Consider the following 25,953-nt stretch of genomic DNA (forward strand, 5'->3'; position numbering starts at 1 on the left):
CGACAGAGGAGGGATGATGGTGAGCGAACATTATTATTCAGCTGCTCCCACGTCGGAGCGAAACCCGCAAACGTGGACGTTTACGCTCCGGGGGCATGAATTTCGCTTTACAACCGACAGCGGGGTGTTTTCCAAACGCGGTGTCGATTTTGGCACGCAGCTGCTGATCGAAACGTTTGAGGAGCCGGAAGTGGCCGGCGACCTATTGGATGTCGGCTGCGGATACGGACCGATCGGCCTCGCTCTGGCCAAATCGTTTCCGAACCGGCTCGTCCAAATGATCGATGTGAATGAGCGGGCGCTGGAGCTGGCGCGGGAAAACAAGCGTGCAAACCATATCGATAATGTGCGCATTTACCAGAGCGACTTGTTTTCAGAAGTCGGGGAACAGCGGTTTGCGGCCGTTGTCACCAATCCGCCGATCCGGGCCGGCAAGCGGGTTGTCCACGCGATTTTTGAACAAAGCCGGGACCACTTGCTTGACGGCGGGGAGCTATGGGTCGTCATTCAAAAAAAACAAGGGGCGCCATCAGCGCTTGAAAAGCTGAAAGAACTGTTTCCGTTTGTTGAGGTGGCTTCCAAGAAAAAAGGATATTATATCATAAAGGCAAAAAAATGTTGACACTCTTTTTTGGTTGTGGTAACATTATAAAATGCTAAATATGCACATTTCCCACATGAGGGGATGACGTATATTTTTGGACATGATGGAAAAAATGATAAAATCAATATACAGCTAAACATATGGTTTTCTACTGGATAGAAACCATTTTCTTTTTTTCTCCATCCAACGCCTGGTTTCCTCGCACCGGGAGCGTGTGAAATCCCCTTACCGAAACGGCGGCGTCATAGCTGAACCGTTTCCGTCCGGATGGCGGGGGGCCAGCCGCATGCATGCCTAGCGCTTTGCCCCGGAATGGCGGAGCGGCCGACGGCCTTGGCGGCATATGCCGCCAAGGCGGCTGGATCAATGCGATGTTCCGCTTCCGGTTTTCACTAATGTCTACATTTGAGGGGTGAATCACTCTTGACAGGCCGACTAGTTCAATACGGGCGACACCGCCAACGGAGAAGTTACGCACGCATTAGCGAAGTGCTGGAACTGCCGAACTTGATTGAAATCCAAACGTCCTCCTATCAATGGTTTCTCGATGAAGGGCTGCGGGAAATGTTCAAGGAAATTTCCCCGATTGAAGACTTTTCTGGCAATCTCTCGCTTGAATTTATCGACTACAGCTTAGGGGAACCGAAATATTCGGTGGAAGAGGCGAAAGAACGCGATGTTACATATGCGGCGCCGCTTCGTGTGAAAGTACGCCTGATCAATAAAGAAACGGGTGAAGTGAAAGAGCAGGATGTGTTTATGGGCGATTTTCCGCTCATGACGGAAACCGGAACGTTCATCATCAACGGGGCGGAACGCGTGATTGTCTCCCAGCTCGTTCGCTCGCCAAGTGTGTATTACAGCGATAAAGTCGATAAAAACGGGAAGCGCGGCTATTCGGCAACCGTGATTCCGAACCGCGGCGCATGGCTTGAATATGAAACGGACGCGAAAGATGTCGTTTACGTCCGCATCGACCGCACCCGCAAGCTGCCGGTGACGGTGCTTCTTCGTGCGCTCGGATTCAGCTCCGATCAAGAAATCATCGACCTGCTCGGCGATAACGAATATTTGCGCAATACGCTCGAAAAAGATAATACCGACAGCACGGAAAAGGCATTGATTGAAATATATGAGCGCCTCCGTCCGGGCGAGCCGCCGACGCTTGAGAATGCGAAAAGCTTGCTTGCGTCCCGCTTTTTTGACCCGAAACGCTACGATTTGGCCAGCGTCGGGCGCTATAAAATCAACAAAAAGCTTCATATTAAAAACCGTTTGTTCAACCAGCGGCTGGCGGAAACGATCGTCGATCCGGAAACGGGAGAAGTCATCGCTGAAGCTGGAGCGATGATCGACCGCCGGACGCTGAACCGCCTGTTGCCGTATTTGGAAAAAGGAGTCGGGCTGCGGACGTACCGTCCGGCTGAGGGAGTGGCGGATGGTCCGATTGAGGTGCAGACCGTGAAAATTTATGCACCGAATGATCCGGACAACGAAAAGGTAATCAACATCATCGGCAACGGCTTTATTGCGGAAGATGTCAAACATATTACGCCGGCGGACATCATTGCATCGATCAGCTATTTCTTCAACTTGCTCCACGGCGTCGGCGATACGGATGACATCGACCATTTGGGCAACCGCCGTCTCCGTTCGGTCGGCGAACTGCTGCAAAACCAATTCCGCATCGGCTTGTCGCGCATGGAACGCGTCGTGCGCGAGCGCATGTCGATTCAAGATACGAACACGATCACGCCGCAGCAGCTGATCAACATCCGCCCGGTGATCGCAGCGATTAAAGAGTTTTTCGGCAGCTCGCAGCTGTCGCAGTTTATGGATCAGACGAACCCGCTCGCTGAACTGACGCATAAGCGCCGCCTTTCTGCGCTTGGCCCTGGCGGATTGACGCGCGAGCGCGCCGGGTTTGAAGTGCGCGACGTTCACTATTCGCACTATGGGCGGATGTGTCCGATCGAGACGCCGGAAGGGCCGAACATCGGGCTCATCAACTCGCTGTCCACTTACGCGAAAGTGAACAAGTTTGGGTTTATTGAAACGCCATACCGGCGCGTTGATCCGGAAACAGGGCGGGTAACGGACCAAATCGATTATTTGACAGCCGATGAAGAGGACAATTACGTTGTAGCGCAGGCGAACGTGCCGCTTGCGGAAGACGGGACGTTCCTTGAGGAAAACGTCATCGCCCGTTTCCGCGGCGAGAACATCGTCGTCAAGCGCGACCGCGTCGACTATATGGACGTGTCGCCAAAGCAAGTTGTCTCGGCGGCGACGGCGTGCATCCCATTTTTGGAAAATGACGACTCGAACCGCGCCTTGATGGGGGCGAACATGCAGCGGCAAGCGGTGCCGCTGTTGGAGCCGGAAGCACCAATCGTCGGCACAGGCATGGAGTATGTTTCGGCGAAAGACTCGGGCGCGGCGGTGATTTGCAAGCATCGCGGCATCGTCGAACGCGTAGAAGCAAAAGAAATTTGGGTGCGCCGGCTCATTGAAGTCGACGGCAAAGAAGTCAAGGGTGATCTAGACAAATATCGGTTGCTGAAATTCGTCCGGTCGAACCAAGGCACGTGCTACAACCAGCGGCCGATCGTGAAAAAAGGCGATATCGTGGAGAAGGGCGAAATTTTGGCCGATGGCCCGTCGATGGACAAAGGTGAACTCGCGCTTGGCCGCAACGTGCTTGTTGCCTTTATGACATGGGACGGCTACAACTACGAAGACGCCATCATCATGAGCGAACGGCTCGTCAAAGAAGACGTGTATACGTCAATCCATATTGAAGAATATGAAGCCGAATCGCGCGACACGAAGCTCGGTCCGGAAGAAATTACGCGCGACATCCCGAACGTCGGTGAAGATGCGTTGAAAAACTTGGATGAGCGCGGCATCGTCCGCATCGGCGCAGAAGTGAAAGACGGCGATTTGCTCGTCGGCAAAGTGACGCCGAAAGGAATGACCGAGCTGACGGCTGAGGAGCGGCTGTTGCATGCGATCTTCGGCGAAAAAGCGCGCGAGGTGCGCGATACGTCGCTGCGCGTCCCGCACGGCGGCGGCGGCATTGTCCTTGACGTCAAAGTGTTCAACCGCGAAGACGGCGACGAACTCCCGCCGGGCGTGAACCAGTTGGTGCGCGTCTACATCGTGCAAAAGCGGAAAATTTCCGAAGGCGATAAAATGGCAGGCCGCCACGGAAACAAAGGGGTTATCTCCCGCATTCTTCCGGAAGAAGATATGCCGTTCTTGCCGGATGGCACGCCGATTGACATCATGTTGAACCCGCTCGGCGTTCCGTCGCGGATGAACATCGGGCAAGTGTTTGAGCTGCATCTTGGCATGGCGGCGAAAAAACTTGGCTTGCATATCGCTTCCCCAGTCTTTGACGGAGCGACGGAGGAAGATGTTTGGAACATTCTTGAAGAAGCCGGCATGGCGCGCGATGCCAAAACGGTGCTGTATGACGGGCGAACGGGCGAACCGTTTGACAACCGCGTGTCGGTCGGGATCATGTACATGATCAAGCTTGCCCACATGGTCGACGACAAACTCCACGCTCGCTCGACCGGCCCGTACTCGCTTGTCACCCAGCAGCCGCTCGGCGGCAAGGCGCAGTTCGGCGGCCAGCGCTTTGGCGAGATGGAAGTATGGGCGCTTGAAGCGTACGGTGCGGCGTATACGCTGCAGGAAATTTTGACCGTCAAGTCTGACGATGTGGTTGGCCGCGTCAAAACGTACGAAGCGATCGTCAAAGGGGAAAACATTCCGGAACCGGGCGTGCCGGAGTCGTTTAAAGTGTTGATCAAAGAGCTGCAAAGTCTAGGGATGGACGTCACGATTTTGACGAGCGACGAACAGGAAATCAACATGGAAAACTTTGACGACGATGATGATCATGCGCCGGATGCGATCATGGTCGATGTGAAACCGGCTGAACCGGAAGAAGCCAGCGAAGAAAAAGATGCGGTAACGAAAGAGTAACCGGCAATGGCGAAAAGGCGGGGAGCGTTTCCCCGCCCGCGGCCATTGAGGCGAACGGATGACGAACAAGCCATGGAGCAAAACCGACGGATCAAAGAGGGAGGTATACCCCTTGCTAGATGTCAATAAATTCGAGTACATGAAAATCGGGCTCGCTTCCCCGGAGAAAATTCGTTCTTGGTCGTACGGTGAAGTCAAAAAGCCGGAAACGATCAACTACCGGACGCTAAAGCCGGAAAAAGACGGCTTGTTTTGCGAACGCATTTTCGGCCCGACAAAAGACTGGGAATGCCATTGCGGCAAGTATAAGCGCGTCCGTTACAAAGGGGTTGTCTGTGACCGCTGCGGCGTTGAAGTGACGCGGTCAAAAGTCCGCCGCGAACGGATGGGGCATATTGAGCTCGCTGCTCCGGTTTCCCACATCTGGTATTTCAAAGGCATCCCGAGCCGGATGGGGCTTGTGCTTGATATGTCGCCGCGGGCGCTCGAAGAAGTGATTTATTTTGCCTCTTACGTCGTCACCGATCCCGGCGATACGCCGCTGGAGAAAAAACAGCTGCTGTCGGAAAAGGAATACCGCGCCTATCGCGAGAAATACGGCCAGTCGTTCCAAGCGTCGATGGGGGCGGAAGCGATCAAAAAGCTGCTTCAGGACATTGATTTGGATAAAGAAGTGGCGGCGTTGAAAGAAGAACTGAAGACGGCGCAAGGACAGCGGCGCGCCCGCATCATTAAACGGCTTGAAGTGCTTGAGGCGTTCCGCAGCTCCGGAAACGACCCAGCGTGGATGGTGCTAGATGTATTGCCGGTCATTCCGCCGGAATTGCGCCCGATGGTCCAGCTCGATGGGGGCCGGTTTGCGACATCGGACTTAAACGATTTGTACCGCCGCGTCATTAACCGCAACAACCGGCTGAAGCGCCTGCTTGACCTTGGCGCGCCGAATATTATCGTCCAAAACGAGAAACGGATGCTCCAGGAAGCGGTCGACGCCTTGATTGACAACGGCCGCCGCGGCCGTCCGGTGACCGGGCCGGGGAACCGCCCGTTAAAATCGCTTTCCCACATGCTGAAAGGGAAGCAAGGGCGCTTCCGGCAAAACCTGCTCGGCAAACGCGTTGACTACTCCGGCCGTTCCGTCATTGTCGTCGGTCCGAACTTGAAAATGTATCAATGCGGCCTGCCGAAAGAAATGGCGCTCGAGCTGTTTAAGCCGTTCGTCATGAAGGAGCTTGTGGAGCGGGGGCTGGCGCACAACATTAAAAGCGCGAAACGGAAAATTGAGCGCGTCCACCCTGAGGTATGGGATGTGCTTGAAGACGTCATTAAAGAGCATCCGGTGCTGCTCAACCGCGCCCCGACGCTTCACCGTCTCGGCATTCAAGCCTTTGAGCCGACGCTCGTCGAAGGCCGGGCCATCCGCCTTCATCCGCTCGTTTGTACGGCATACAACGCCGACTTCGACGGCGACCAAATGGCGGTGCACGTGCCGCTGTCGGCCGAGGCACAAGCGGAAGCGCGCCTGTTGATGCTGGCGGCGCAAAACATTTTGAACCCGAAAGACGGAAAGCCGGTCGTGACGCCTTCCCAAGACATGGTGTTAGGAAACTATTACTTGACGATGGAACGCGAAGGGGCGATCGGCGAAGGCATGGTGTTCAAAGATACGGACGAAGCGCTGCTCGCTTACCATAACGGTTATGTCCATCTCCATTCGCGCATCGCCGTCCATGCCGGCTCGCTGAAAAATGAAACGTTTACCGAGGAGCAAAACAACAAACTGCTCTTAACGACGGTCGGCAAACTGATTTTCAACGAAATTTTGCCCAACTCGTTCCCGTACATTAACGAGCCGACGACGGAAAACATCGAAGGGCGGACGCCGGACAAGTATTTCCTTGACAAAGGGGTCAACGTGCGCGAGGAGATTCGCAAGCGCGAGCCTGTGCCGCCGTTTAAGAAAAAAGTGCTCGGGCAAATTATTGCTGAAGTGTTCAAGCGGTTCAAAATCACCGAGACGTCAAAAATGCTGGACCGCATGAAAGACCTCGGTTTCCAATATTCGACGAAAGCCGGGATTACGATCGGCGTCGCTGACATTGTCGTCTTGCCGGAAAAACAAGAAATTTTGGATGAGGCGCAAGCGAAGGTCGATACCGTCTTAAAGCAGTTCCGCCGCGGGTTGATCACCGACGAAGAGCGGTATGAGCGCGTCATCTCCATCTGGAGCGCGGCGAAAGATAAAATCCAAGACCGCTTGATGAAATCGCTCGATAAGCGCAACCCGATCTTTATGATGAGCGATTCCGGAGCGCGGGGGAACGCGTCGAACTTTACGCAGCTCGCCGGGATGCGCGGCTTAATGGCCAACCCGGCCGGCCGGATCATCGAACTGCCGATCAAATCGTCGTTCCGCGAAGGGCTGACGGTATTGGAGTACTTTATCTCGACGCACGGCGCCCGGAAAGGGTTGGCGGATACGGCGCTCAAAACGGCCGACTCGGGATATTTGACGAGACGTCTCGTCGATGTGGCGCAGGATGTCATCGTCCGCGAAGAGGATTGCGGCACCGACCGCGGCATTTTGGCACGCGCATTGACGGATGGCACCGAGGTCGTCGTCAAGCTGGAAGAACGGCTTGTCGGCCGCTATGCGCACAAAACGGTGCGCCATCCGGAAACCGGTGAAGTGATCGTCCGCAAAGACGAAATGATCACTGAAGACATTGCAAACGAAATTATTAAGGCGGGCATCACGGAAGTGTGGATCCGCTCCGTCTTTGCCTGCAACACGCGCCATGGCGTATGCAAAAAATGCTACGGCCGCAATATGGCGACGGGCATGGATGTGGAAGTTGGCGAGGCGGTCGGCATTATCGCCGCTCAATCGATCGGTGAGCCGGGCACGCAGCTGACGATGCGGACGTTCCATACGGGCGGCGTCGCCGGGGACGACATTACCCAAGGTTTGCCGCGGGTGCAGGAGCTGTTTGAGGCGCGCAATCCGAAAGGGCAAGCGGTCATTTCTGAAATCGACGGCACGGTCATTTCCGTGAACGAAACGCGCGACAACCAATATGAGATCGTTGTTCAAGGCGAGGTCGAAACGCGCACGTACGTTGCTCCATACAACGCGCGGATCAAAGTGGAAGAAGGACAGCGCGTCGAGCGCGGTCAGGAGCTGACAGAAGGCTCGGTCGACCCGAAACAGCTGTTGCGCGTGCGCGACATTACTTCTGTGCAAGAATACTTGCTCCGCGAAGTGCAAAAAGTATACCGGATGCAAGGGGTTGAAATCAGCGATAAGCATATTGAAGTGATGGTGCGGCAAATGCTGCGCAAAGTGCGCGTTGTCGATGCCGGCGATACGGATGTGCTGCCGGGCACGCTTTTGGACGTCCATCAGTTTACCGATGTCAACGCCCAAGCCATCCGCGAAGGAAAGCGACCGGCGACAGCCCGCCCGGTGCTGCTCGGTATTACGAAAGCGTCGCTTGAAACGGATTCGTTCTTGTCCGCGGCTTCGTTCCAAGAAACGACGCGCGTCCTGACCGACGCCGCCATCAAAGGGAAGCGGGATGAGCTGCTCGGCTTGAAAGAAAACGTCATTATCGGCAAACTTGTCCCAGCCGGAACGGGCATGGCCCGCTATCGAAAAGTAAAACCTGCCGTCAAGAAGGAAACGGCTGGCGATACGGTTCCATCGAAGTAAAAAGCAGAGATCGGCCGGTTCAAGGCAGCCTTTGACCGGCCGGTCCTTGATAAAAAAATCCGGTTGACAATGAACAAAGAAAATGGTAGTCTAATAAAGGTGTTCCAACAACCTGGTACTTTGGAGGATATGTTACATGTCTTATGAAAAAGTATTGCAGGCTGGGAAAATCGTCATTGGAACCAAACAAACGATAAGGGCTTTAAAGGAAGGGAAAGCAACGGAAGTGATCGTAGCGGAAGATGCCGATTTGCCGATTATCGAAAAAGTGACCGCTGCTGCCAATGAAGCGAACGTGCCGGTCACGAAAGTCGACTCGATGAAAAAGCTCGGCAAAGCATGCAAAATCCAAGTCGGCGCGGCTGCAGTGGCGATTCTCCGTTGATCCGTTTGCCTTTAAACCTTTGTTTGCATACATGATGAACCACCTGGATATGTGGGCTTAAACGATACATGTGAAAGGAGGAACTTTTTCATGCCTACAATCAACCAATTAGTCCGCAAAGGACGCGAGAAAAAAGTATTTAAATCGAAATCCCCTGCGTTGAACAAAGGGTACAACAGCTTCAAAAAAGAACAAACAAATGTGGCGTCTCCGCAAAAACGCGGCGTCTGCACGCGTGTCGGCACGATGACGCCGAAAAAACCGAACTCGGCGCTTCGGAAATATGCCCGTGTCCGTCTGACGAACGGGATCGAGGTAACGGCTTACATCCCGGGGATCGGCCATAACTTGCAAGAACACAGCGTTGTGCTGATCCGCGGCGGACGTGTTAAAGACTTGCCAGGGGTGCGCTACCATATCATCCGCGGTGCGCTTGATACGGCTGGCGTTGCCAACCGGATGCAAGGTCGTTCGAAATACGGCGCGAAAAAACCAAAAGCAGCGAAAAAATAATGAAGTGAAGAGAATGTTTTCCTGAAGGGAGGAAAAACTATGCCACGTAGAGGCCCTGTTGCTAAACGTGACGTATTGCCAGACCCAATTTACAATTCAAAACTTGTTACCCGTTTGATCAATAAAATTATGATCGATGGAAAAAAATCAAAAGCACAAAAAATTCTTTACACTGCCTTTGATATTATTCGTGAACGCACGGGTAAAGATCCAATGGAAGTGTTTGAACAAGCGCTGAAAAACGTGATGCCGGTGTTGGAAGTGCGCGCTCGCCGCGTCGGTGGGGCGAACTACCAAGTTCCGGTCGAAGTCCGTCCGGACCGCCGCGTTTCCCTCGGATTGCGCTGGCTTGTGCAATACGCCCGCCTTCGCGGAGAGAAAACGATGGAAGAACGCTTGGCGAACGAGATCATGGACGCTGCCAACAACACAGGCGCAGCGGTGAAAAAACGCGAAGATACGCATAAAATGGCTGAAGCGAACAAAGCGTTTGCCCATTACCGCTGGTAAGGAGCGCTGCCTTAAGGGAATAGGTGAGAAGGCACGGCTGATGTTGCCTGTTCACCTATCTTCCTATATATTGTGGCCCTTTCGGCTGCGTGCTGTATAACTTCTCTAAAAAAAGAGATTGCGCCATAGATGGCGGCGCCATCTGCTTATATTTTATTTTGTAAGGAAGGAGAAAATAACCACTATGGCAAGAGAGTTCTCCTTAGAAAACACTCGCAACATAGGGATCATGGCGCACATTGACGCCGGGAAAACGACGACGACGGAACGGATCTTGTTCTACACAGGACGCGTTCATAAAATCGGGGAAGTGCACGAAGGCGCAGCCACGATGGACTGGATGGAGCAAGAGCAAGAGCGCGGGATTACGATTACGTCGGCGGCGACAACGGCGCAATGGAAAGGCCATCGCATCAACATCATCGACACGCCGGGGCACGTCGACTTCACGGTTGAGGTTGAACGTTCGTTGCGCGTGTTGGATGGAGCCATTACAGTTCTTGATGCCCAATCCGGCGTAGAACCGCAAACGGAAACGGTTTGGCGTCAAGCAACCACATACGGTGTTCCACGGATCGTGTTCGTCAACAAAATGGACAAAATCGGTGCGGACTTCTTGTATGCGGTAAAAACGCTCCACGACCGCTTGCAAGCAAACGCTCACCCGGTGCAGCTGCCGATCGGCGCCGAAGACCAGTTCTCTGGCATTATCGACCTGGTTGAAATGTGCGCATACCATTACCACGACGAGCTCGGCAAAAACATTGAGCGCATTGACATTCCGGAAGAATACCGCGATATGGCAGAAGAGTACCATAACAAGCTGGTTGAGGCGGTCGCTGAGCTGGACGAAGAATTAATGATGAAATATTTGGAAGGCGAAGAGATCACGAAAGAAGAGCTGAAAGCCGCCATCCGCAAAGCGACGATCAGTGTTGAATTCTTCCCGGTCTTCTGCGGCTCGGCATTCAAAAACAAAGGTGTTCAGCTGCTCCTTGACGGCGTTGTCGACTACTTGCCGTCTCCGGTTGACATTCCGGCGATTCGCGGCGTCATTCCGGATACGGAAGAAGAAGTGACTCGCGAAGCGCGTGACGACGCTCCGTTTGCAGCGCTGGCGTTCAAAATCATGACCGACCCGTATGTCGGGAAATTGACGTTCTTCCGCGTATACTCGGGAACGCTTGATTCCGGTTCGTACGTCATGAACTCGACGAAACGCAAACGCGAACGGATCGGCCGCTTGTTGCAAATGCACGCGAACCACCGTCAAGAAATCTCAACAGTCTATGCCGGCGACATTGCGGCAGCAGTAGGTTTAAAAGATACGACAACCGGCGATACTCTATGTGATGAGAAAAATCTCGTCATCCTCGAGTCGATGCAATTCCCAGAGCCGGTTATTTCGGTGGCGATCGAACCGAAATCGAAAGCGGACCAAGACAAAATGGGTCAAGCGCTGCAAAAACTGCAAGAAGAAGACCCGACGTTCCGCGCTCACACCGACCCGGAAACGGGGCAAACGATCATTTCCGGAATGGGCGAGCTGCATCTTGACATCATCGTTGACCGGATGCGCCGTGAGTTCAAAGTTGAGGCGAACGTCGGCGCGCCGCAAGTTGCTTACCGCGAAACGTTCCGCAAATCGGCCCAAGTCGAAGGCAAATTCGTTCGCCAGTCCGGCGGCCGCGGTCAATACGGTCATGTTTGGATCGAATTCTCGCCGAACGAACGCGGCAAAGGCTTTGAATTCGAAAACGCCATCGTCGGCGGTGTCGTTCCGAAAGAGTATGTGCCGGCCGTCCAAGCTGGTTTGGAAGAAGCGATGCAAAATGGCGTCTTAGCTGGCTATCCGGTCGTCGACATTAAAGCGAAACTGTTCGACGGATCGTACCACGACGTCGACTCGAGTGAAATGGCGTTCAAAATCGCCGCTTCATTGGCGCTGAAAAACGCCGCGACGAAGTGCGAGCCGGTTCTCCTTGAGCCGATCATGAAAGTCGAAGTTGTCATCCCTGAGGAATACCTCGGCGACATTATGGGTGACATCACATCTCGCCGCGGCCGCGTTGAAGGGATGGAAGCGCGCGGGAACGCCCAAGTCGTGCGCGCGATGGTACCGCTGGCCGAAATGTTCGGTTATGCGACATCGCTCCGTTCGAACACGCAAGGGCGCGGAACATTCTCGATGGTATTTGATCACTATGAAGAAGTTCCGAAAAACATCGCCGATGAAATTATCAAAAAAAATAAAGGCGAATAATTGATTTCTCTTGTTAGTTTCGCTATAAATACTTATGTAAGTAAGACTTGGGAACATTTTGTTCCCAAGCATCCTATACTTACCTAACTATACAAATTCATATTTTACTTTTAAGGAGGATCTTTCTCATGGCTAAAGCGAAATTTGAGCGCACGAAACCGCACGTCAACATTGGCACGATCGGCCACGTTGACCATGGGAAAACGACGTTGACAGCTGCGATCACAACAGTTCTTGCGAAACAAGGGAAAGCGGAAGCAAGAGCGTACGACCAAATCGACGCAGCTCCGGAAGAGCGTGAACGCGGGATCACGATTTCGACAGCGCACGTCGAGTATGAAACAGATGCTCGTCACTATGCGCACGTTGACTGCCCGGGCCACGCTGACTACGTCAAAAACATGATCACGGGCGCAGCGCAAATGGACGGCGCGATCCTTGTTGTATCGGCAGCTGACGGTCCGATGCCGCAAACGCGCGAACACATTCTTCTCTCCCGCCAAGTCGGCGTTCCGTACATCGTTGTTTTCTTGAACAAATGCGACATGGTGGACGACGAAGAATTGCTTGAACTCGTTGAAATGGAAGTTCGCGACCTTCTCTCTGAATACGACTTCCCGGGCGATGAAGTGCCGGTTATCAAAGGTTCGGCATTAAAAGCGCTCGAAGGCGATCCGCAATGGGAAGAAAAAATCATTGAATTGATGAACGCGGTTGATGAGTACATCCCGACTCCGCAACGTGAAGTTGACAAACCGTTCATGATGCCGATTGAGGACGTTTTCTCGATCACAGGCCGTGGTACGGTTGCGACGGGCCGTGTTGAGCGCGGTACGCTCAAAGTCGGCGACCCGGTTGAAATCATCGGTCTTTCTGACGAGCCGAAAGCCACGACGGTTACGGGTGTTGAAATGTTCCGTAAACTTCTTGACCAAGCAGAAGCTGGAGACAACATCGGCGCGCTTCTCCGCGGTGTATCGCGCGACGAAGTTGAGCGCGGCCAAGTATTGGCAAAACCGGGCTCGATCACGCCGCATACGAAATTTAAAGCACAAGTTTACGTTCTGACGAAAGAGGAAGGCGGACGCCATACTCCGTTCTTCTCGAACTATCGTCCGCAATTCTACTTCCGCACAACGGACGTAACAGGCATCATCACGCTTCCGGAAGGCGTTGAAATGGTTATGCCTGGCGACAACGTTGAGATGACGGTTGAGCTGATCGCGCCGATCGCGATCGAGGAAGGAACGAAATTCTCGATCCGTGAAGGCGGCCGTACAGTTGGCGCTGGTTCCGTATCGGAAATCATCGAGTAATCAAGAAAAAAGGATGTCCAATCGTTGGACATCCTTTTTTCTTTATCCTGGCTACCAGAGAATCCTATTCATCACCGTTCTTTCAATCTTTGACGCGGCTTTGCCAAACTTCACCGTTTGGGTGTCTTATTGAAAATGAGGCGGCCGCTATGTATAATGAGGAAGTGTGGGAAAAGCGAAGAAATCACTTGCAATCTCGCTTACATACGAGTATAATATCAAATGTTGGTCTTTGACTGCGATGAAGTGGAAGGTTGCTGACACACCCGGCCGCTTTGCCACGGCGGTGTGCAGGAAATTTCCATGGAGAAGTCTATTTTCAAAATAGGCGAAGAAGGAGGGAAACCAAAATGGCAAAAGAAAAAATCCGTATTCGTTTAAAGGCTTATGATCATCGAATTTTAGATCAATCGGCAGAGAAAATCGTCGAAACGGCAAAACGTTCTGGGGCGAAAGTGTCGGGGCCGATCCCGCTGCCGACGGAAAGAACGGTCTATACGATTTTGCGTGCCGTTCACAAGTACAAGGACTCTCGTGAACAATTCGAAATGCGGACACACAAACGTTTGATTGACATTATCAATCCGACTCCGCAAACGGTTGATTCGTTGATGCGGCTGGATTTGCCGTCGGGCGTTGATATTGAAATTAAACTTTAACTTTAATCGATTAGGAGGTGTGACGAATGACGAAGGGAATCTTAGGCAGAAAAATCGGTATGACGCAAATATTTGCGGAAAATGGCGATTTGATTCCGGTTACTGTCATCCATGCAACGCCAAACGTCGTGTTGCAAAAGAAAACGATCGAAAACGACGGTTATGAAGCGATCCAATTAGGGTTTGAAGATATTAGCGAAAAACGCGCCAACAAACCGCAAATTGGCCATGCTGCCAAAGCAAACACGGCACCTAAGCGCTTCATTCGTGAAATTCGCGGCGCCAACATCAATGAGTATGAAGTTGGCCAAGAAGTAAAAGTGGACATTTTCAGCGAAGGCGACATCGTCGATGTCACAGGCATTTCCAAAGGGAAAGGGTTCCAAGGGGCCATTAAGCGCCACGGCCAGTCGCGCGGGCCAATGGCTCACGGTTCTCGCTATCATCGTCGCCCGGGTTCGATGGGTGCCATCGCGCCAAACCGCGTATTCAAAACGAAAAACTTGCCGGGACGCATGGGCGGCGAGCGTGTGACGATTCAAAACTTGAAAATTGTCAAGGTCGATCCGGAACGTAACTTGTTGCTCATCAAAGGGAACGTACCGGGCCCGAGAAAAGGATTAGTGATCGTAAAAAGCGCCGTTAAAGCGAAAGCGAAGGCGAAATAACATTTGGCCGAGAAAGGAGGAACTACGTAATGCCAAAAGTAGCATTATATAACCAAAACGGGCAGACAGTCGGAGAAATCGAGCTGAACGATGCCGTTTTTGGGATTGAACCGAATAAACACGTATTGTTCGAAGCTGTCATTATGCAGCGCGCCTCGATGCGCCAAGGAACGCACAAAACGAAAAACCGCGCGGAAGTGAGCGGCGGCGGCCGCAAACCGTGGCGTCAAAAAGGGACAGGACGCGCCCGCCAAGGTTCGATTCGCGCTCCGCAATGGCGCGGCGGCGGCACGGTCTTTGGTCCGGTTCCGCGCAGCTACAGCTACAAATTGCCGAAAAAAGTCCGCCGTTTAGCGATCAAATCGGCATTGTCTTCAAAAGTGCTCGAAAACGACATCGTGGTACTGGACCAATTGTCGCTTGAAGCACCGAAGACGAAGGAAATGGTCAAAATTTTAAACAATCTCTCGGTGGATCGGAAAGCACTCATTGTGACCGACGAGCTCAATGAGAATGTATATTTGTCGGCGCGCAACATCCCGGGCGTCAAAGTCGTTCCGGCCAACGGCATCAACGTGCTTGACGTGTTAAACCACGATAAGCTCGTCATTACGAAGGCGGCCGTGGAGAAAGTAGAGGAGGTGCTTGCATAATGAAAGACCCTCGCGACATTATTAAGCGCCCCATCATCACGGAAAACACAATGAATTTGATCGGGCAAAAGAAATATACGTTTGAGGTCGACGTCAAAGCGAACAAAACGGAAGTGAAAGACGCGGTCGAGAAAATTTTTGGCGTCAAAGTCGAGAAAGTCAACATCATGAACTATAAAGGGAAATTTAAACGCGTCGGCCGCTACAGCGGCTATACGAACCGCCGCCGCAAAGCGATCGTTACGCTGACGCCAGACAGCAAAGAAATCGAACTGTTTGAAGTGTAAGACTAAAAGCGAAGGAGGGACATTCCGATGGCGATTAAAAAATACAAACCGACATCGAACGGCCGTCGCGGCATGACGGTGCTTGATTTCTCGGAGATCACGACAGACCAGCCGGAAAAATCGCTGCTTGCTCCATTAAAGAAAAAAGCAGGCCGCAACAACCAAGGGAAAATTACCGTTCGCCATCAAGGCGGGGGTCATAAGCGTCAATACCGGATTATCGACTTTAAGCGTGACAAAGATGGAATTCCAGGACGCGTTGCTACGATTGAGTACGATCCGAACCGCTCGGCGAACATCGCGCTCATCCACTATGCAGACGGTGAAAAACGGTACATCATCGCGCCGAAAAACTTAAAAGTCGGCATGGAAATCATGTCGGGTCCGGATGCGGACATTAAAATCGGGAATGCATTGCCGCTTGAAAACATCCCGGTCGGTACGCTTGTCCACAACATCGAATTGAAGCCGGGCCGCGGCGGGCAATTGGTGCGCGCAGCCGGAACGTCGGCGCAAGTGCTCGGGAAAGAAGGCAAATATGTCATCGTTCGCCTCGCTTCGGGCGAAGTGCGCATGATTTTGGGCAAATGCCGCGCTACTGTCGGTGAAGTCGGCAACGAGCAGCACGAACTTGTCAACATCGGGAAAGCAGGGCGCGCTCGCTGGTTAGGCATCCGTCCGACTGTTCGCGGTTCGGTTATGAACCCAGTTGATCATCCGCACGGCGGTGGTGAAGGGAAAGCACCGATCGGACGCAAGTCGCCGATGACGCCGTGGGGCAAACCGACGCTCGGATACAAAACGCGCAAAAAGAAAAACAAATCGGATAAATTCATCATTCGCCGCCGTAAGAAATAATGAACGAGCGCAATTCAGAAGGGAGGTTCACTTATGGGTCGCAGCTTGAAAAAAGGTCCGTTTTGCGATGAACATTTGATGAAAAAAATCGAAAAGCTCAATGAAACTGGGCAAAAACAAGTGATCAAAACATGGTCTCGCCGTTCGACGATCTTCCCGCAGTTTGTCGGCCATACGATCGCCGTATATGACGGTCGCAAACATGTACCGGTATACATCACAGAAGACATGGTCGGGCACAAATTGGGTGAATTTGCGCCGACGCGCACGTTCCGCGGCCATGCTGGCGATGACAAGAAAACAAAACGGTAATGAGAGGAGGTTCTGGATATGCAAGCTAAAGCTGTTGCGAGAACCGTTCGCATCGCTCCTCGTAAAGCGCGCTTAGTCATTGACTTGATCCGTGGGAAGGAAGTGGGCGAAGCATTCGCGATTTTGCGCCACACGCCAAAAGCGGCTTCCCCGATCATTGAAAAAGTGTTGAAATCGGCTGTTGCCAACGCTGAACACAACTATGACATGGACGTCAACAACCTGGTCATTTCCCAAGCGTACGTTGATGAAGGTCCAACGTTGAAACGTTTCCGTCCGCGTGCGATGGGCCGGGCAAGCGCCATTAATAAACGCACAAGCCATATTACAATCGTCGTGTCAGAAAAGAAGGAGGGATAATCCGTGGGTCAAAAGGTCAATCCGATCGGTCTGCGCATCGGCATCATTCGTGACTGGGAATCGAGATGGTATGCGGAAAAAGACTATGCAGACCTCGTGCATGAGGACTTAAAAATCCGTGAATACATCAACAAACGTTTGCAGGACGCAGCCGTTTCCCGCGTAGAGATTGAACGCGCCGCCAACCGCGTCAACGTGACGATCCATACGGCGAAACCGGGCATGGTCATCGGGAAAGGCGGTTCGGAAGTGGAAGCGCTCCGCAAAGCGCTCACGCAATTGACCGGCAAACGCGTTCACATCAACATCGTTGAAATCAAAAAACCGGATTTGGATGCGAAACTTGTTGCGGAAAATATTGCCCGCCAGCTTGAAAACCGCGTATCGTTCCGCCGGGCGCAAAAACAAGCGATTCAACGGGCGATGCGCGCCGGGGCGAAAGGGATCAAAACGATGGTGTCCGGCCGCTTAGGCGGTGCAGAGATTGCACGTTCGGAACATTACAGCGAAGGGACGGTTCCACTCCATACGCTGCGCGCTGACATTGACTATGCGACGGCAGAAGCCGATACGACGTACGGAAAAATCGGCGTGAAAGTATGGATTTACCGTGGGGAAGTCCTTCCGACAAAGAAAAAAGCTGAGGAAGGAGGAAAATAATCATGTTAATGCCAAAACGCGTCAAATATCGCCGTGAACATCGCGGACGGATGAAAGGCCGCGCCAAAGGCGGTACGGAAGTTCATTTCGGTGAATTCGGCCTGCAAGCGCTGGAATCGGCTTGGATTACGAACCGGCAAATTGAGGCCGCCCGTCGGGCAATGACCCGCTACATGAGACGGGGCGGAAAAGTATGGATTCGCATTTTCCCTTCGAAACCATACACAGCGAAACCGCTTGAAGTGCGGATGGGTTCCGGTAAAGGGGCTCCGGAAGGCTGGGTTGCCGTTGTCAAACCAGGCAAAGTGATGTTTGAAGTGGGCGGTGTTTCCGAGGAAGTGGCACGTGAAGCGTTGCGTTTGGCTTCTCACAAACTTCCGATCAAATGCAAATTCGTAAAACGTGAAGAAACTGGTGGTGAAGCGTAATGAAAGCGAAAGAAATCCGTGAGTTAACCACTGCCGAAATCGAACAAAAAATTAAAGCGTTGAAGGAAGAGTTGTTCAACCTTCGCTTCCAGCTGGCGACGGGCCAACTGGAAAACACGGCGCGCATCCGCCAAGTGCGCAAAGACATCGCCCGTATGAAAACGATCATTCGCGAACGTGAGCTCGCTGCCAATAAATAATGTTTGAGAGGAGGTTTGCGGAATGAGCGAACGCAATCAACGAAAAGTGTACGTCGGACGGGTCGTATCAGACAAAATGGACAAAACGATTACCGTTTTGGTTGAAACGTACAAAAAACATCCGTTATACGGCAAGCGCGTGAAATATTCGAAAAAATATAAAGCACATGACGAACATAACGAAGCGAAAGTGGGCGACATCGTCAAAATCATGGAAACCCGCCCGCTGTCGGCAACGAAACGGTTCCGCCTCGTCGAGATCGTTGAAAAAGCAGTTGTTCTGTAATCATTTCATTCCAGTTCGGGGAGATAAGTCCGAAAGGAGGTTTCGTCGATGATTCAACAAGAATCTCGCTTAAAAGTAGCTGATAACTCTGGCGCACGCGAAGTGCTTGTCATTAAAGTGCTCGGAGGCTCGGGCCGCCGCTATGCGAACATCGGCGATGTTGTTGTCGCTACGGTTAAAGATGCGACGCCAGGTGGCGTTGTTAAAAAAGGTCAAGTCGTAAAAGCGGTGGTCGTCCGCACAAAACGCGGGGTGCGCCGTCCGGACGGTTCATATATCCGTTTTGACGAGAACGCCTGCGTCATCATCCGCGATGACAAAAGCCCGCGCGGCACGCGTATTTTTGGGCCGGTTGCCCGCGAACTGCGCGACAAAGATTTCATGAAAATCATTTCGTTAGCCCCGGAAGTTATCTAATGGGACGGAAGCACGTTTCAAGGAGGTGCGAATGCGATGCATGTAAAAAAAGGTGACAAAGTGCAAGTAATCTCCGGCAAAGACAAAGGCAAACAAGGCGTCATCCTGGCGGCGTTTCCGAAGAAAAACCGCGTCATCGTTGAGGGCGTCAACATTGTGAAAAAGCATGCGAAACCGTCGCAAGCGAATCCGCAAGGCGGCATCATCGAAAAAGAGGCGCCGATCCACGTGTCGAAAGTGATGCCGTTAGATCCGAAAACAGGCGAACCGACGCGCATCGGCTACAAAATTGTCGACGGTAAAAAAGTGCGCTACGCGAAAAAATCCGGAGAGATTTTAGATAAATAATCGTGACGCAGGAAAGGAGGTACCTTTATGAACCGCCTAAAAGAGAAGTATGTAAAAGAAGTCGTTCCTGCTCTGATGAGCAAGTTCAACTATAAATCGATCATGCAAGTGCCGAAAATCGAAAAAATCGTCATCAACATGGGTGTCGGCGACGCGGTGCAAAACCCGAAAGCATTAGACAGCGCCGTCGAAGAGCTGACGTTGATCGCCGGCCAGCGTCCGGTTGTGACGCGCGCGAAAAAATCGATTGCGGGCTTCCGTCTCCGCCAAGGGATGCCGATCGGTGCAAAAGTAACGTTGCGCGGTGAACGGATGTATGAATTTCTTGATAAGTTGATCTCGGTCTCGCTCCCGCGCGTGCGCGACTTCCGCGGGGTATCGAAAAAAGCGTTCGATGGCCGCGGCAACTATACGCTCGGCATTAAAGAGCAGCTCATTTTCCCGGAGATTGACTACGATAAAGTGAACAAAGTGCGCGGCATGGATATCGTGATCGTCACAACGGCCAACACGGACGAAGAAGCGCGTGAACTGCTGGCGTTGCTGGGCATGCCATTCCAAAAATAATGATCCCATAAGGCAAGGGAGGCGAAATCGTGGCTAAAAAATCGATGATCGCGAAACAAAAACGGACGCCGAAGTTTAAAGTAAGAGCGTATACCCGCTGCGAGCGCTGCGGCCGCCCGCATTCGGTTTACCGCAAGTTTAAACTTTGCCGTATTTGTTTCCGTGAACTCGCATATAAAGGTCAACTTCCTGGCATCAAAAAAGCCAGCTGGTAATCAACCCATTGATTGGGAAGGAGGTAAAACAAAATGGTGATGACAGATCCAATTGCTGATATGCTGACCCGCATTCGGAATGCGAATATGGTTCGTCACGAAAAGCTCGAAGTCCCGGCTTCGAAAATCAAGCGGGAAATCGCCGAAATTTTAAAGCGCGAAGGGTTTATTCGTGATTATGAATATATCGAAGACAACAAACAAGGCATTCTCCGCATCTTCTTGAAGTACGGCCCGAACAATGAACGCGTCATTACAGGGCTGAAACGCATCAGCAAACCCGGTTTGCGCGTATACGTCAAGGCTCATGAAGTGCCGCGCGTCTTAAACGGCTTAGGCATCGCGATTCTTTCGACATCGCAAGGCGTCTTAACGGACAAAGAAGCACGGCAAAAAGGCACGGGCGGCGAAGTAATCGCCTACGTTTGGTAATTTATTTGCTCAAGAATGGAGGTGTGTTTGACATGTCACGTGTCGGCAAAAAACCAATTGAAATTCCTGCCGGTGTCACCGTTACGGTCAACGGCAACACGGTTACGGTCAAAGGGCCGAAAGGGGAATTAACCCGCACGTTCCATCCGGATATGACGATCACCGTTGAGGGCAATGTGATCACCGTTACGCGCCCAAGCGATGAAAAACATCACCGCGCGCTCCACGGCACGACGCGCAGCTTGCTCGCCAACATGGTCGAAGGCGTTTCGAAAGGGTATGAAAAAGCGCTCGAACTCGTTGGTGTCGGGTACCGGGCGTCCAAACAAGGGAAAAAGCTTGTGTTGAGCGTCGGTTACTCCCATCCGGTAGAAATTGAGCCAGAGGAAGGGCTCGAAATCGAAGTGCCGTCCCAAACGAAAATTATCGTCAAAGGGGCAGACAAACAACGCGTCGGCGAATTGGCAGCCAACATTCGTGCTGTACGCCCACCGGAGCCGTATAAAGGCAAAGGCATTCGCTACGAAGGCGAATTGGTGCGCCTGAAGGAAGGCAAAACTGGTAAATAACGCGGCATAGCGAAGCGAAAGGAGTGACACTCGATGATCACAAAAGTTGACCGAAACGCGGTCCGCAAAAAAAGACACGCGCGCATCCGGAAAAAAATCTTCGGCACGACTGAACGTCCGCGGTTGAGCGTGTTCCGTTCGAACAAACATATTTATGCACAAATTATTGATGATACAAAATCAGCAACGATTGTCAGCGCGTCGACATTGGATAAAGAGTTCGGCTTAGATTCGACGAACAACATTGAGGCGGCGAAAAAAGTCGGCGAACTTGTCGCCAAACGGGCGTTGGAAAAAGGCATCAAACAAGTCGTCTTCGATCGCGGCGGATATTTGTACCATGGCCGGGTGAAAGCACTAGCGGATGCCGCCCGCGAAGCCGGTCTGGAATTCTAATCACAAAGGAGGGACAACGATGCGTCGTATCGATCCAAATAAACTCGAACTCGAAGAGCGTGTAGTCGCGGTCAACCGTGTAGCAAAAGTCGTGAAAGGCGGACGTCGCCTGCGCTTTTCAGCTCTCGTCGTCGTCGGCGATAAAAACGGCCACGTCGGATTTGGCACCGGGAAAGCGCAAGAAGTTCCGGAAGCGATCCGCAAAGCCATTGAAGATGCGAAGAAAAACTTAATTGAAGTGCCGATCGTCGGCACAACGATTCCACATGAAGTCATCGGCCACTTCGGCGCTGGGGAAATCATTTTAAAACCGGCCTCTGAAGGTACCGGGGTTATCGCCGGCGGTCCGGCCCGTGCCGTATTAGAGCTGGCGGGCATCAGCGACATTTTGTCAAAATCGATCGGCTCGAACACGCCAATCAACATGGTGCGCGCCACGTTCGATGGGTTGAAACAATTAAAACGCGCCGAAGACGTAGCAAAATTGCGCGGCAAAACAGTCGAGGAACTGTTAGGATAAGGAGGGAACGATCATGGCAAAAAAACTGGCGATTACCCTCACGCGCAGCGTGATTGGCCGTCCGGAAGATCAGCGCATTACCGTCAGAACGCTCGGCTTGCGGAAAATGCATCAAACGGTCGTCCATAACGACAATCCTGCCATCCGCGGGATGATCAACAAAGTCGCTCATCTGGTCAAAGTGAAAGAAATTGAGGAATAATCGTAAGGAGGTGCTTCGCCATGAAACTTCATGAATTGCAACCAGCGCCGGGTTCCCGGAAGAAAGCGGTTCGTGTCGGCCGCGGGATCGGGTCAGGCAACGGCAAAACGTCCGGACGTGGTCAAAAAGGTCAAAATGCCCGCTCGGGTGGGGGGGTTCGCCTCGGTTTTGAGGGCGGTCAAACACCGTTGTTCCGCCGTTTGCCGAAGCGCGGCTTCACGAACATCAACCGGAAAGAATATGCAGTCGTGAACTTGGAAAAACTGAACCGTTTTGAAGACGGAACGGAAGTAACGCCGGAATTGCTCCTTGAAACGGGCGTTATTAGCAAGTTGAAATCGGGCGTGAAAATTTTGGGCAAAGGCCAAATCGAGAAAAAGCTGACGGTCAAAGCGCATAAGTTCTCGGCATCGGCGAAAGAGGCCATTGAGGCGGCTGGCGGTAAAACTGAGGTGATTTAATGTTTCGGACAATCTCCAACTTTATGCGCGTCAGTGATATTCGAAACAAAATCATTTTCACTCTTCTTATGCTGATCGTGTTCCGCATCGGAACGTTCATCCCGGTTCCGAGCGTGAACACCGATGTGCTCAAGCTGCAAGATGAATTAAATGCGTTCGGCGTCCTGAACATTTTTGGCGGCGGGGCGCTGCAAAACTTTTCAATTTTTGCCATGGGGGTTATGCCCTACATCACCGCGTCGATTATCGTCCAGCTGCTGCAAATGGACGTCGTTCCGAAATTTACAGAATGGTCGAAGCAAGGCGAGGTTGGCCGGCGTAAATTAGCTCAGTTTACCCGCTATTTCACGATCGTGCTCGGGTTTATCCAAGCGCTTGGCATGTCGTACGGCTTCAACAATTTAGCCGGCGGGATGCTCATTCGAAATCCGGGCATCGGCACGTATTTGCTGATCGCGGTCGTCTTGACGGCCGGCACCGCATTTTTAATGTGGCTCGGTGAGCAAATCACCGCCAAAGGCGTCGGAAATGGGATTTCGATCATTATTTTTGCAGGGATCGTCTCCGGCATTCCGACAGTCCTAAACCAAATCTACGCCCAGCAGTTTGAAAATGTCGGGGAAGATTTGTTTTTGCGCATCGTCCGGCTCCTGCTCGTGGCGTTGGCGGTCATCGCCGTCATCGTTGGGGTCATTTACATCCAGCAGGCGTTCCGGAAAATTCCGATCCAATATGCCAAACGGCTTGAAGGCCGGAGTCCGGTTGGCGGCCATTCCACCCACTTGCCGTTAAAAGTGAACCCGGCCGGGGTTATTCCAGTGATTTTTGCGATCTCATTTTTAATTGCACCACCGACGATCGCATCGTTTTTTGGTACGAATGATGTAACATTGTGGATTCGCCGAACGTTTGATTATACCCATCCGATTGGCATGACGATTTACGTCGTGCTTATTATCGCGTTTACGTACTTTTATGCGTTCGTCCAAGTCAACCCGGAGCAAATGGCGGAGAATTTGAAGAAGCAAGGCGGCTACATTCCAGGCATCCGTCCTGGAAAGAATACACAAGAGTATGTAACGAGAATTTTGTACCGGCTGACGCTCGTCGGCTCTGTCTTTTTAGCGGTCATTGCCGTGCTGCCGGTGTTCTTCGTGAACGTTGCGAACTTGCCACCTTCTGCGCAAATTGGCGGTACGAGCTTGCTCATTGTCGTCGGCGTGGCGCTGGAGACAATGAAACAGCTTGAGAGCCAGCTGGTGAAACGCCATTACCGTGGATTCATCAAATAAAGAAGGCAAGAGCGGGCATCCCTTGCCGATAGGGGGAGTTAGGATGAATTTAGTGCTGATGGGGCTGCCGGGTGCCGGCAAAGGCACGCAGGCCGAGAAAATCGTAGCGGCTTACGGTATTCCGCACATTTCAACGGGCGATATGTTTCGGGCGGCGATGAAGGAAGGAACGCCGCTAGGGCTTCAAGCGAAGCAATATATGGACCGCGGCGACCTTGTTCCGGATGAAGTGACGATCGGCATTGTCCGTGAACGGCTGAGCAAAGACGATTGCCAAAACGGTTTTTTGCTCGATGGATTCCCGCGCACGGTCGCTCAAGCGGAGGCGCTAGAAACGATGTTGGCCGACATCGGCCGCAAACTTGACTATGTCATCCATATCGATGTCCGCCAAGACGTTTTAATGGAGCGCTTGACCGGCAGACGGATTTGCCGCAACTGCGGAGCGACGTACCATCTTGTTTTTCATCCGCCGGCGAAACCGGGTGTTTGCGATAAGTGCGGGGGGGAATTGTACCAGCGCGCCGATGATAACGAAGCGACAGTGGCGAACCGGCTCGAAGTGAATATGAAACAAATGAAGCCGCTCCTTGACTTTTACGAACAAAAAGGCTATTTGCGCCACATTAACGGCGAACAGGACATGGAAAAGGTGTTTGCCGATATTCGTGAATTGCTCGGGGGACTTGCTCGATGATCATTTGCAAAACCGCGCACGAAATCGCCCTCATGCGCGAGGCTGGAAAAATTGTTTCCGCTACGTTGGAAGAGTTGAAAAACCATATTCGCCCCGGGGTCACGACAAAGGAACTGGATGCCATCGCGGAGGAAGTGATTCGTTCCCATGGCGCCGTTCCATCGTTTAAAGGATACCAAGGGTTCCCGGGAAGCATTTGCGCTTCAGTCAATGAGGAGCTTGTGCACGGCATTCCCGGCGACCGTGTGTTATGCGAGGGCGACATTATTACGATCGATGTGGGCGCCCAGTATGAAGGGTATCACGCCGACTCCGCCTGGACGTATCCCGTTGGGGAGATCGATGCGGAGACGAAGCGGCTGCTCGACGTAACAGAACAATCGTTGTATGTCGGACTCGCCGAGGCGAAGCCAGGCGCTCGTTTGACGAACATTTCTCATGCGATTCAAACGTATGTTGAAGCGCACCATTTTTCCGTCGTTCGCGAGTATGTGGGGCATGGAATTGGTCAACACTTACATGAAGACCCGCAAGTCCCGCATTATGGGCCGCCGAATAAAGGGCCGATTTTGCGTCCGGGGATGACGCTATGCATCGAACCGATGGTCAATGCGGGCAGCCGCCATGTCAAAACGTTGGCTGATGACTGGACCGTCGTGACGGCGGACGGAAAACGGTGTGCCCATTTTGAACATACGATTGTGATTACGGAAAATGGCTATGAAATTTTAACGTGAACGGATCGAGGCAGAGCCGCCTCGAGGCGCTCGGGCAGATCGGCGAACCGTTTTCAACGTTTGCAGTTGTCTAAAGCTGTTTCGCCGATTCCGCGATCAAGGCGGCCGCTTACCGACCTTCCCGCTCACCGTGGACAATTGCGCCGCCTTATGTCCGTCCGGTTTTGCGTAACACAATGTTACTCATTCGAAGGAGGGGGAGCCGCTCGATGGCAAAAGACGATGTCATTGAAGTAGAAGGCACCGTCATTGAAACATTGCCAAATGCGATGTTTCGTGTAGAATTAGAAAATGGGCATACGGTATTGGCCCATGTGTCCGGCAAAATCCGCATGCACTTCATCCGCATTTTGCCCGGCGACCGAGTGACGGTGGAATTGTCGCCCTATGATTTGACGCGTGGACGAATCACGTATCGGTATAAATAAAA

General features: G+C 52.4%; 33 protein-coding genes. All 33 read left to right on the forward strand.

Features of this window, described 5'->3' with window-relative positions; translation table 11 throughout:
• Positions 1–19 precede the first annotated feature (19 nt).
• On the forward strand, positions 20–622 hold the full coding sequence (locus tag CV944_RS06815; RefSeq protein ID WP_033008715.1) for a class I SAM-dependent methyltransferase: 603 nt from the start codon (positions 20–22) through the stop codon (positions 620–622).
• Positions 623–1,027: 405 nt separating this feature from the next.
• A complete protein-coding gene (gene rpoB, locus CV944_RS06820) occupies positions 1,028–4,600 on the forward strand; it encodes a DNA-directed RNA polymerase subunit beta (protein WP_044746823.1) in 3,573 nt (1,190 codons plus the stop codon).
• Between the two features lie 112 nt (positions 4,601–4,712).
• The gene (gene rpoC / locus CV944_RS06825; RefSeq protein WP_047817641.1) at positions 4,713–8,312 is read left to right on the forward strand and encodes a DNA-directed RNA polymerase subunit beta'; all 3,600 of its coding nucleotides are present in this window, start codon (positions 4,713–4,715) and stop codon (positions 8,310–8,312) included.
• A 136-nt stretch (positions 8,313–8,448) separates the two neighbouring features.
• Entirely contained in the window at positions 8,449–8,697 is a 249-nt protein-coding gene (locus tag CV944_RS06830) for a 50S ribosomal protein L7ae-like protein (RefSeq protein ID WP_047817642.1), read from the forward strand.
• Positions 8,698–8,787: 90 nt separating this feature from the next.
• Entirely contained in the window at positions 8,788–9,210 is a 423-nt protein-coding gene (rpsL, locus tag CV944_RS06835; RefSeq protein ID WP_033008650.1) for a 30S ribosomal protein S12, read from the forward strand.
• Between the two features lie 39 nt (positions 9,211–9,249).
• The gene (rpsG, locus tag CV944_RS06840; protein WP_033008652.1) at positions 9,250–9,720 is read left to right on the forward strand and encodes a 30S ribosomal protein S7; all 471 of its coding nucleotides are present in this window, start codon (positions 9,250–9,252) and stop codon (positions 9,718–9,720) included.
• A 184-nt stretch (positions 9,721–9,904) separates the two neighbouring features.
• Positions 9,905–11,983 (forward strand): elongation factor G, encoded by a 2,079-nt coding sequence (fusA, locus tag CV944_RS06845; protein WP_050368061.1) that lies wholly within the window; start codon positions 9,905–9,907, stop codon positions 11,981–11,983.
• A 128-nt stretch (positions 11,984–12,111) separates the two neighbouring features.
• The gene (gene tuf / locus CV944_RS06850; RefSeq protein WP_044746821.1) at positions 12,112–13,299 is read left to right on the forward strand and encodes an elongation factor Tu; all 1,188 of its coding nucleotides are present in this window, start codon (positions 12,112–12,114) and stop codon (positions 13,297–13,299) included.
• A gap of 350 nt (positions 13,300–13,649) precedes the next feature.
• The gene (gene rpsJ, locus CV944_RS06855; protein WP_008881945.1) at positions 13,650–13,958 is read left to right on the forward strand and encodes a 30S ribosomal protein S10; all 309 of its coding nucleotides are present in this window, start codon (positions 13,650–13,652) and stop codon (positions 13,956–13,958) included.
• A gap of 26 nt (positions 13,959–13,984) precedes the next feature.
• Positions 13,985–14,626, forward strand: a complete 642-nt coding sequence (gene rplC / locus CV944_RS06860) for a 50S ribosomal protein L3 (protein ID WP_033008659.1) — start codon at positions 13,985–13,987, stop codon at positions 14,624–14,626.
• 29 nt (positions 14,627–14,655) lie between these two features.
• On the forward strand, positions 14,656–15,279 hold the full coding sequence (rplD, locus tag CV944_RS06865) for a 50S ribosomal protein L4 (protein ID WP_033008661.1): 624 nt from the start codon (positions 14,656–14,658) through the stop codon (positions 15,277–15,279).
• Positions 15,279–15,566, forward strand: a complete 288-nt coding sequence (gene rplW, locus CV944_RS06870; RefSeq protein ID WP_033008663.1) for a 50S ribosomal protein L23 — start codon at positions 15,279–15,281, stop codon at positions 15,564–15,566. Before rplD ends, rplW begins: the two co-directional genes overlap by 1 nt.
• Positions 15,567–15,593: 27 nt before the next feature.
• Positions 15,594–16,424, forward strand: a complete 831-nt coding sequence (gene rplB, locus CV944_RS06875) for a 50S ribosomal protein L2 (RefSeq protein WP_094239433.1) — start codon at positions 15,594–15,596, stop codon at positions 16,422–16,424.
• A 33-nt stretch (positions 16,425–16,457) separates the two neighbouring features.
• Positions 16,458–16,736, forward strand: coding sequence for a 30S ribosomal protein S19 (gene rpsS, locus CV944_RS06880; protein WP_003247570.1), 279 nt, complete (start codon positions 16,458–16,460; stop codon positions 16,734–16,736).
• Positions 16,737–16,754: 18 nt separating this feature from the next.
• Entirely contained in the window at positions 16,755–17,096 is a 342-nt protein-coding gene (rplV, locus tag CV944_RS06885; protein WP_033008668.1) for a 50S ribosomal protein L22, read from the forward strand.
• A 3-nt stretch (positions 17,097–17,099) separates the two neighbouring features.
• The gene (gene rpsC / locus CV944_RS06890) at positions 17,100–17,756 is read left to right on the forward strand and encodes a 30S ribosomal protein S3 (RefSeq protein WP_033008670.1); all 657 of its coding nucleotides are present in this window, start codon (positions 17,100–17,102) and stop codon (positions 17,754–17,756) included.
• 2 nt (positions 17,757–17,758) lie between these two features.
• A complete protein-coding gene (rplP, locus tag CV944_RS06895; RefSeq protein WP_011229627.1) occupies positions 17,759–18,184 on the forward strand; it encodes a 50S ribosomal protein L16 in 426 nt (141 codons plus the stop codon).
• A complete protein-coding gene (gene rpmC, locus CV944_RS06900) occupies positions 18,184–18,384 on the forward strand; it encodes a 50S ribosomal protein L29 (protein WP_011229628.1) in 201 nt (66 codons plus the stop codon). The genes rplP and rpmC overlap by 1 nt, the downstream gene beginning before the upstream one ends.
• A gap of 22 nt (positions 18,385–18,406) precedes the next feature.
• Entirely contained in the window at positions 18,407–18,670 is a 264-nt protein-coding gene (gene rpsQ / locus CV944_RS06905) for a 30S ribosomal protein S17 (RefSeq protein WP_033008672.1), read from the forward strand.
• A gap of 48 nt (positions 18,671–18,718) precedes the next feature.
• Complete coding sequence (gene rplN, locus CV944_RS06910; RefSeq protein WP_011229630.1) at positions 18,719–19,087, forward strand: 50S ribosomal protein L14; 369 nt, start codon at positions 18,719–18,721, stop codon at positions 19,085–19,087.
• Between the two features lie 36 nt (positions 19,088–19,123).
• On the forward strand, positions 19,124–19,435 hold the full coding sequence (gene rplX, locus CV944_RS06915) for a 50S ribosomal protein L24 (RefSeq protein WP_011229631.1): 312 nt from the start codon (positions 19,124–19,126) through the stop codon (positions 19,433–19,435).
• Positions 19,436–19,462: 27 nt separating this feature from the next.
• Positions 19,463–20,002, forward strand: a complete 540-nt coding sequence (rplE, locus tag CV944_RS06920) for a 50S ribosomal protein L5 (RefSeq protein WP_033008675.1) — start codon at positions 19,463–19,465, stop codon at positions 20,000–20,002.
• 29 nt (positions 20,003–20,031) lie between these two features.
• Positions 20,032–20,217, forward strand: a complete 186-nt coding sequence (locus tag CV944_RS06925) for a type Z 30S ribosomal protein S14 (RefSeq protein ID WP_003247599.1) — start codon at positions 20,032–20,034, stop codon at positions 20,215–20,217.
• A 33-nt stretch (positions 20,218–20,250) separates the two neighbouring features.
• A complete protein-coding gene (gene rpsH, locus CV944_RS06930) occupies positions 20,251–20,649 on the forward strand; it encodes a 30S ribosomal protein S8 (RefSeq protein WP_033008676.1) in 399 nt (132 codons plus the stop codon).
• Positions 20,650–20,681: 32 nt separating this feature from the next.
• On the forward strand, positions 20,682–21,218 hold the full coding sequence (rplF, locus tag CV944_RS06935) for a 50S ribosomal protein L6 (RefSeq protein ID WP_011229634.1): 537 nt from the start codon (positions 20,682–20,684) through the stop codon (positions 21,216–21,218).
• Positions 21,219–21,251: 33 nt separating this feature from the next.
• Entirely contained in the window at positions 21,252–21,614 is a 363-nt protein-coding gene (gene rplR / locus CV944_RS06940; RefSeq protein WP_033008681.1) for a 50S ribosomal protein L18, read from the forward strand.
• 19 nt (positions 21,615–21,633) lie between these two features.
• Positions 21,634–22,134, forward strand: a complete 501-nt coding sequence (gene rpsE, locus CV944_RS06945; protein ID WP_033008682.1) for a 30S ribosomal protein S5 — start codon at positions 21,634–21,636, stop codon at positions 22,132–22,134.
• A gap of 13 nt (positions 22,135–22,147) precedes the next feature.
• Complete coding sequence (gene rpmD / locus CV944_RS06950) at positions 22,148–22,336, forward strand: 50S ribosomal protein L30 (protein ID WP_033008683.1); 189 nt, start codon at positions 22,148–22,150, stop codon at positions 22,334–22,336.
• A 20-nt stretch (positions 22,337–22,356) separates the two neighbouring features.
• Positions 22,357–22,797, forward strand: a complete 441-nt coding sequence (rplO, locus tag CV944_RS06955) for a 50S ribosomal protein L15 (protein WP_011229638.1) — start codon at positions 22,357–22,359, stop codon at positions 22,795–22,797.
• Positions 22,797–24,089 carry a preprotein translocase subunit SecY gene (gene secY, locus CV944_RS06960; protein WP_033008685.1) on the forward strand — a complete coding sequence of 431 codons (1,293 nt, stop codon included), beginning with the start codon at positions 22,797–22,799 and terminating at the stop codon, positions 24,087–24,089. The genes rplO and secY overlap by 1 nt, the downstream gene beginning before the upstream one ends.
• 43 nt (positions 24,090–24,132) lie before the next feature.
• Positions 24,133–24,786 (forward strand): adenylate kinase, encoded by a 654-nt coding sequence (locus CV944_RS06965; RefSeq protein WP_033008686.1) that lies wholly within the window; start codon positions 24,133–24,135, stop codon positions 24,784–24,786.
• Positions 24,783–25,523, forward strand: coding sequence for a type I methionyl aminopeptidase (map, locus tag CV944_RS06970; RefSeq protein ID WP_044746820.1), 741 nt, complete (start codon positions 24,783–24,785; stop codon positions 25,521–25,523). Before CV944_RS06965 ends, map begins: the two co-directional genes overlap by 4 nt.
• Before the next feature lie 209 nt (positions 25,524–25,732).
• Positions 25,733–25,951, forward strand: a complete 219-nt coding sequence (infA, locus tag CV944_RS06975; protein WP_011229642.1) for a translation initiation factor IF-1 — start codon at positions 25,733–25,735, stop codon at positions 25,949–25,951.
• Positions 25,952–25,953: the final 2 nt, after the last annotated feature.

The organism is Geobacillus sp. WSUCF-018B (assembly GCF_002809985.1).
Taxonomy (GTDB): domain Bacteria; phylum Bacillota; class Bacilli; order Bacillales; family Anoxybacillaceae; genus Geobacillus; species Geobacillus thermophilus.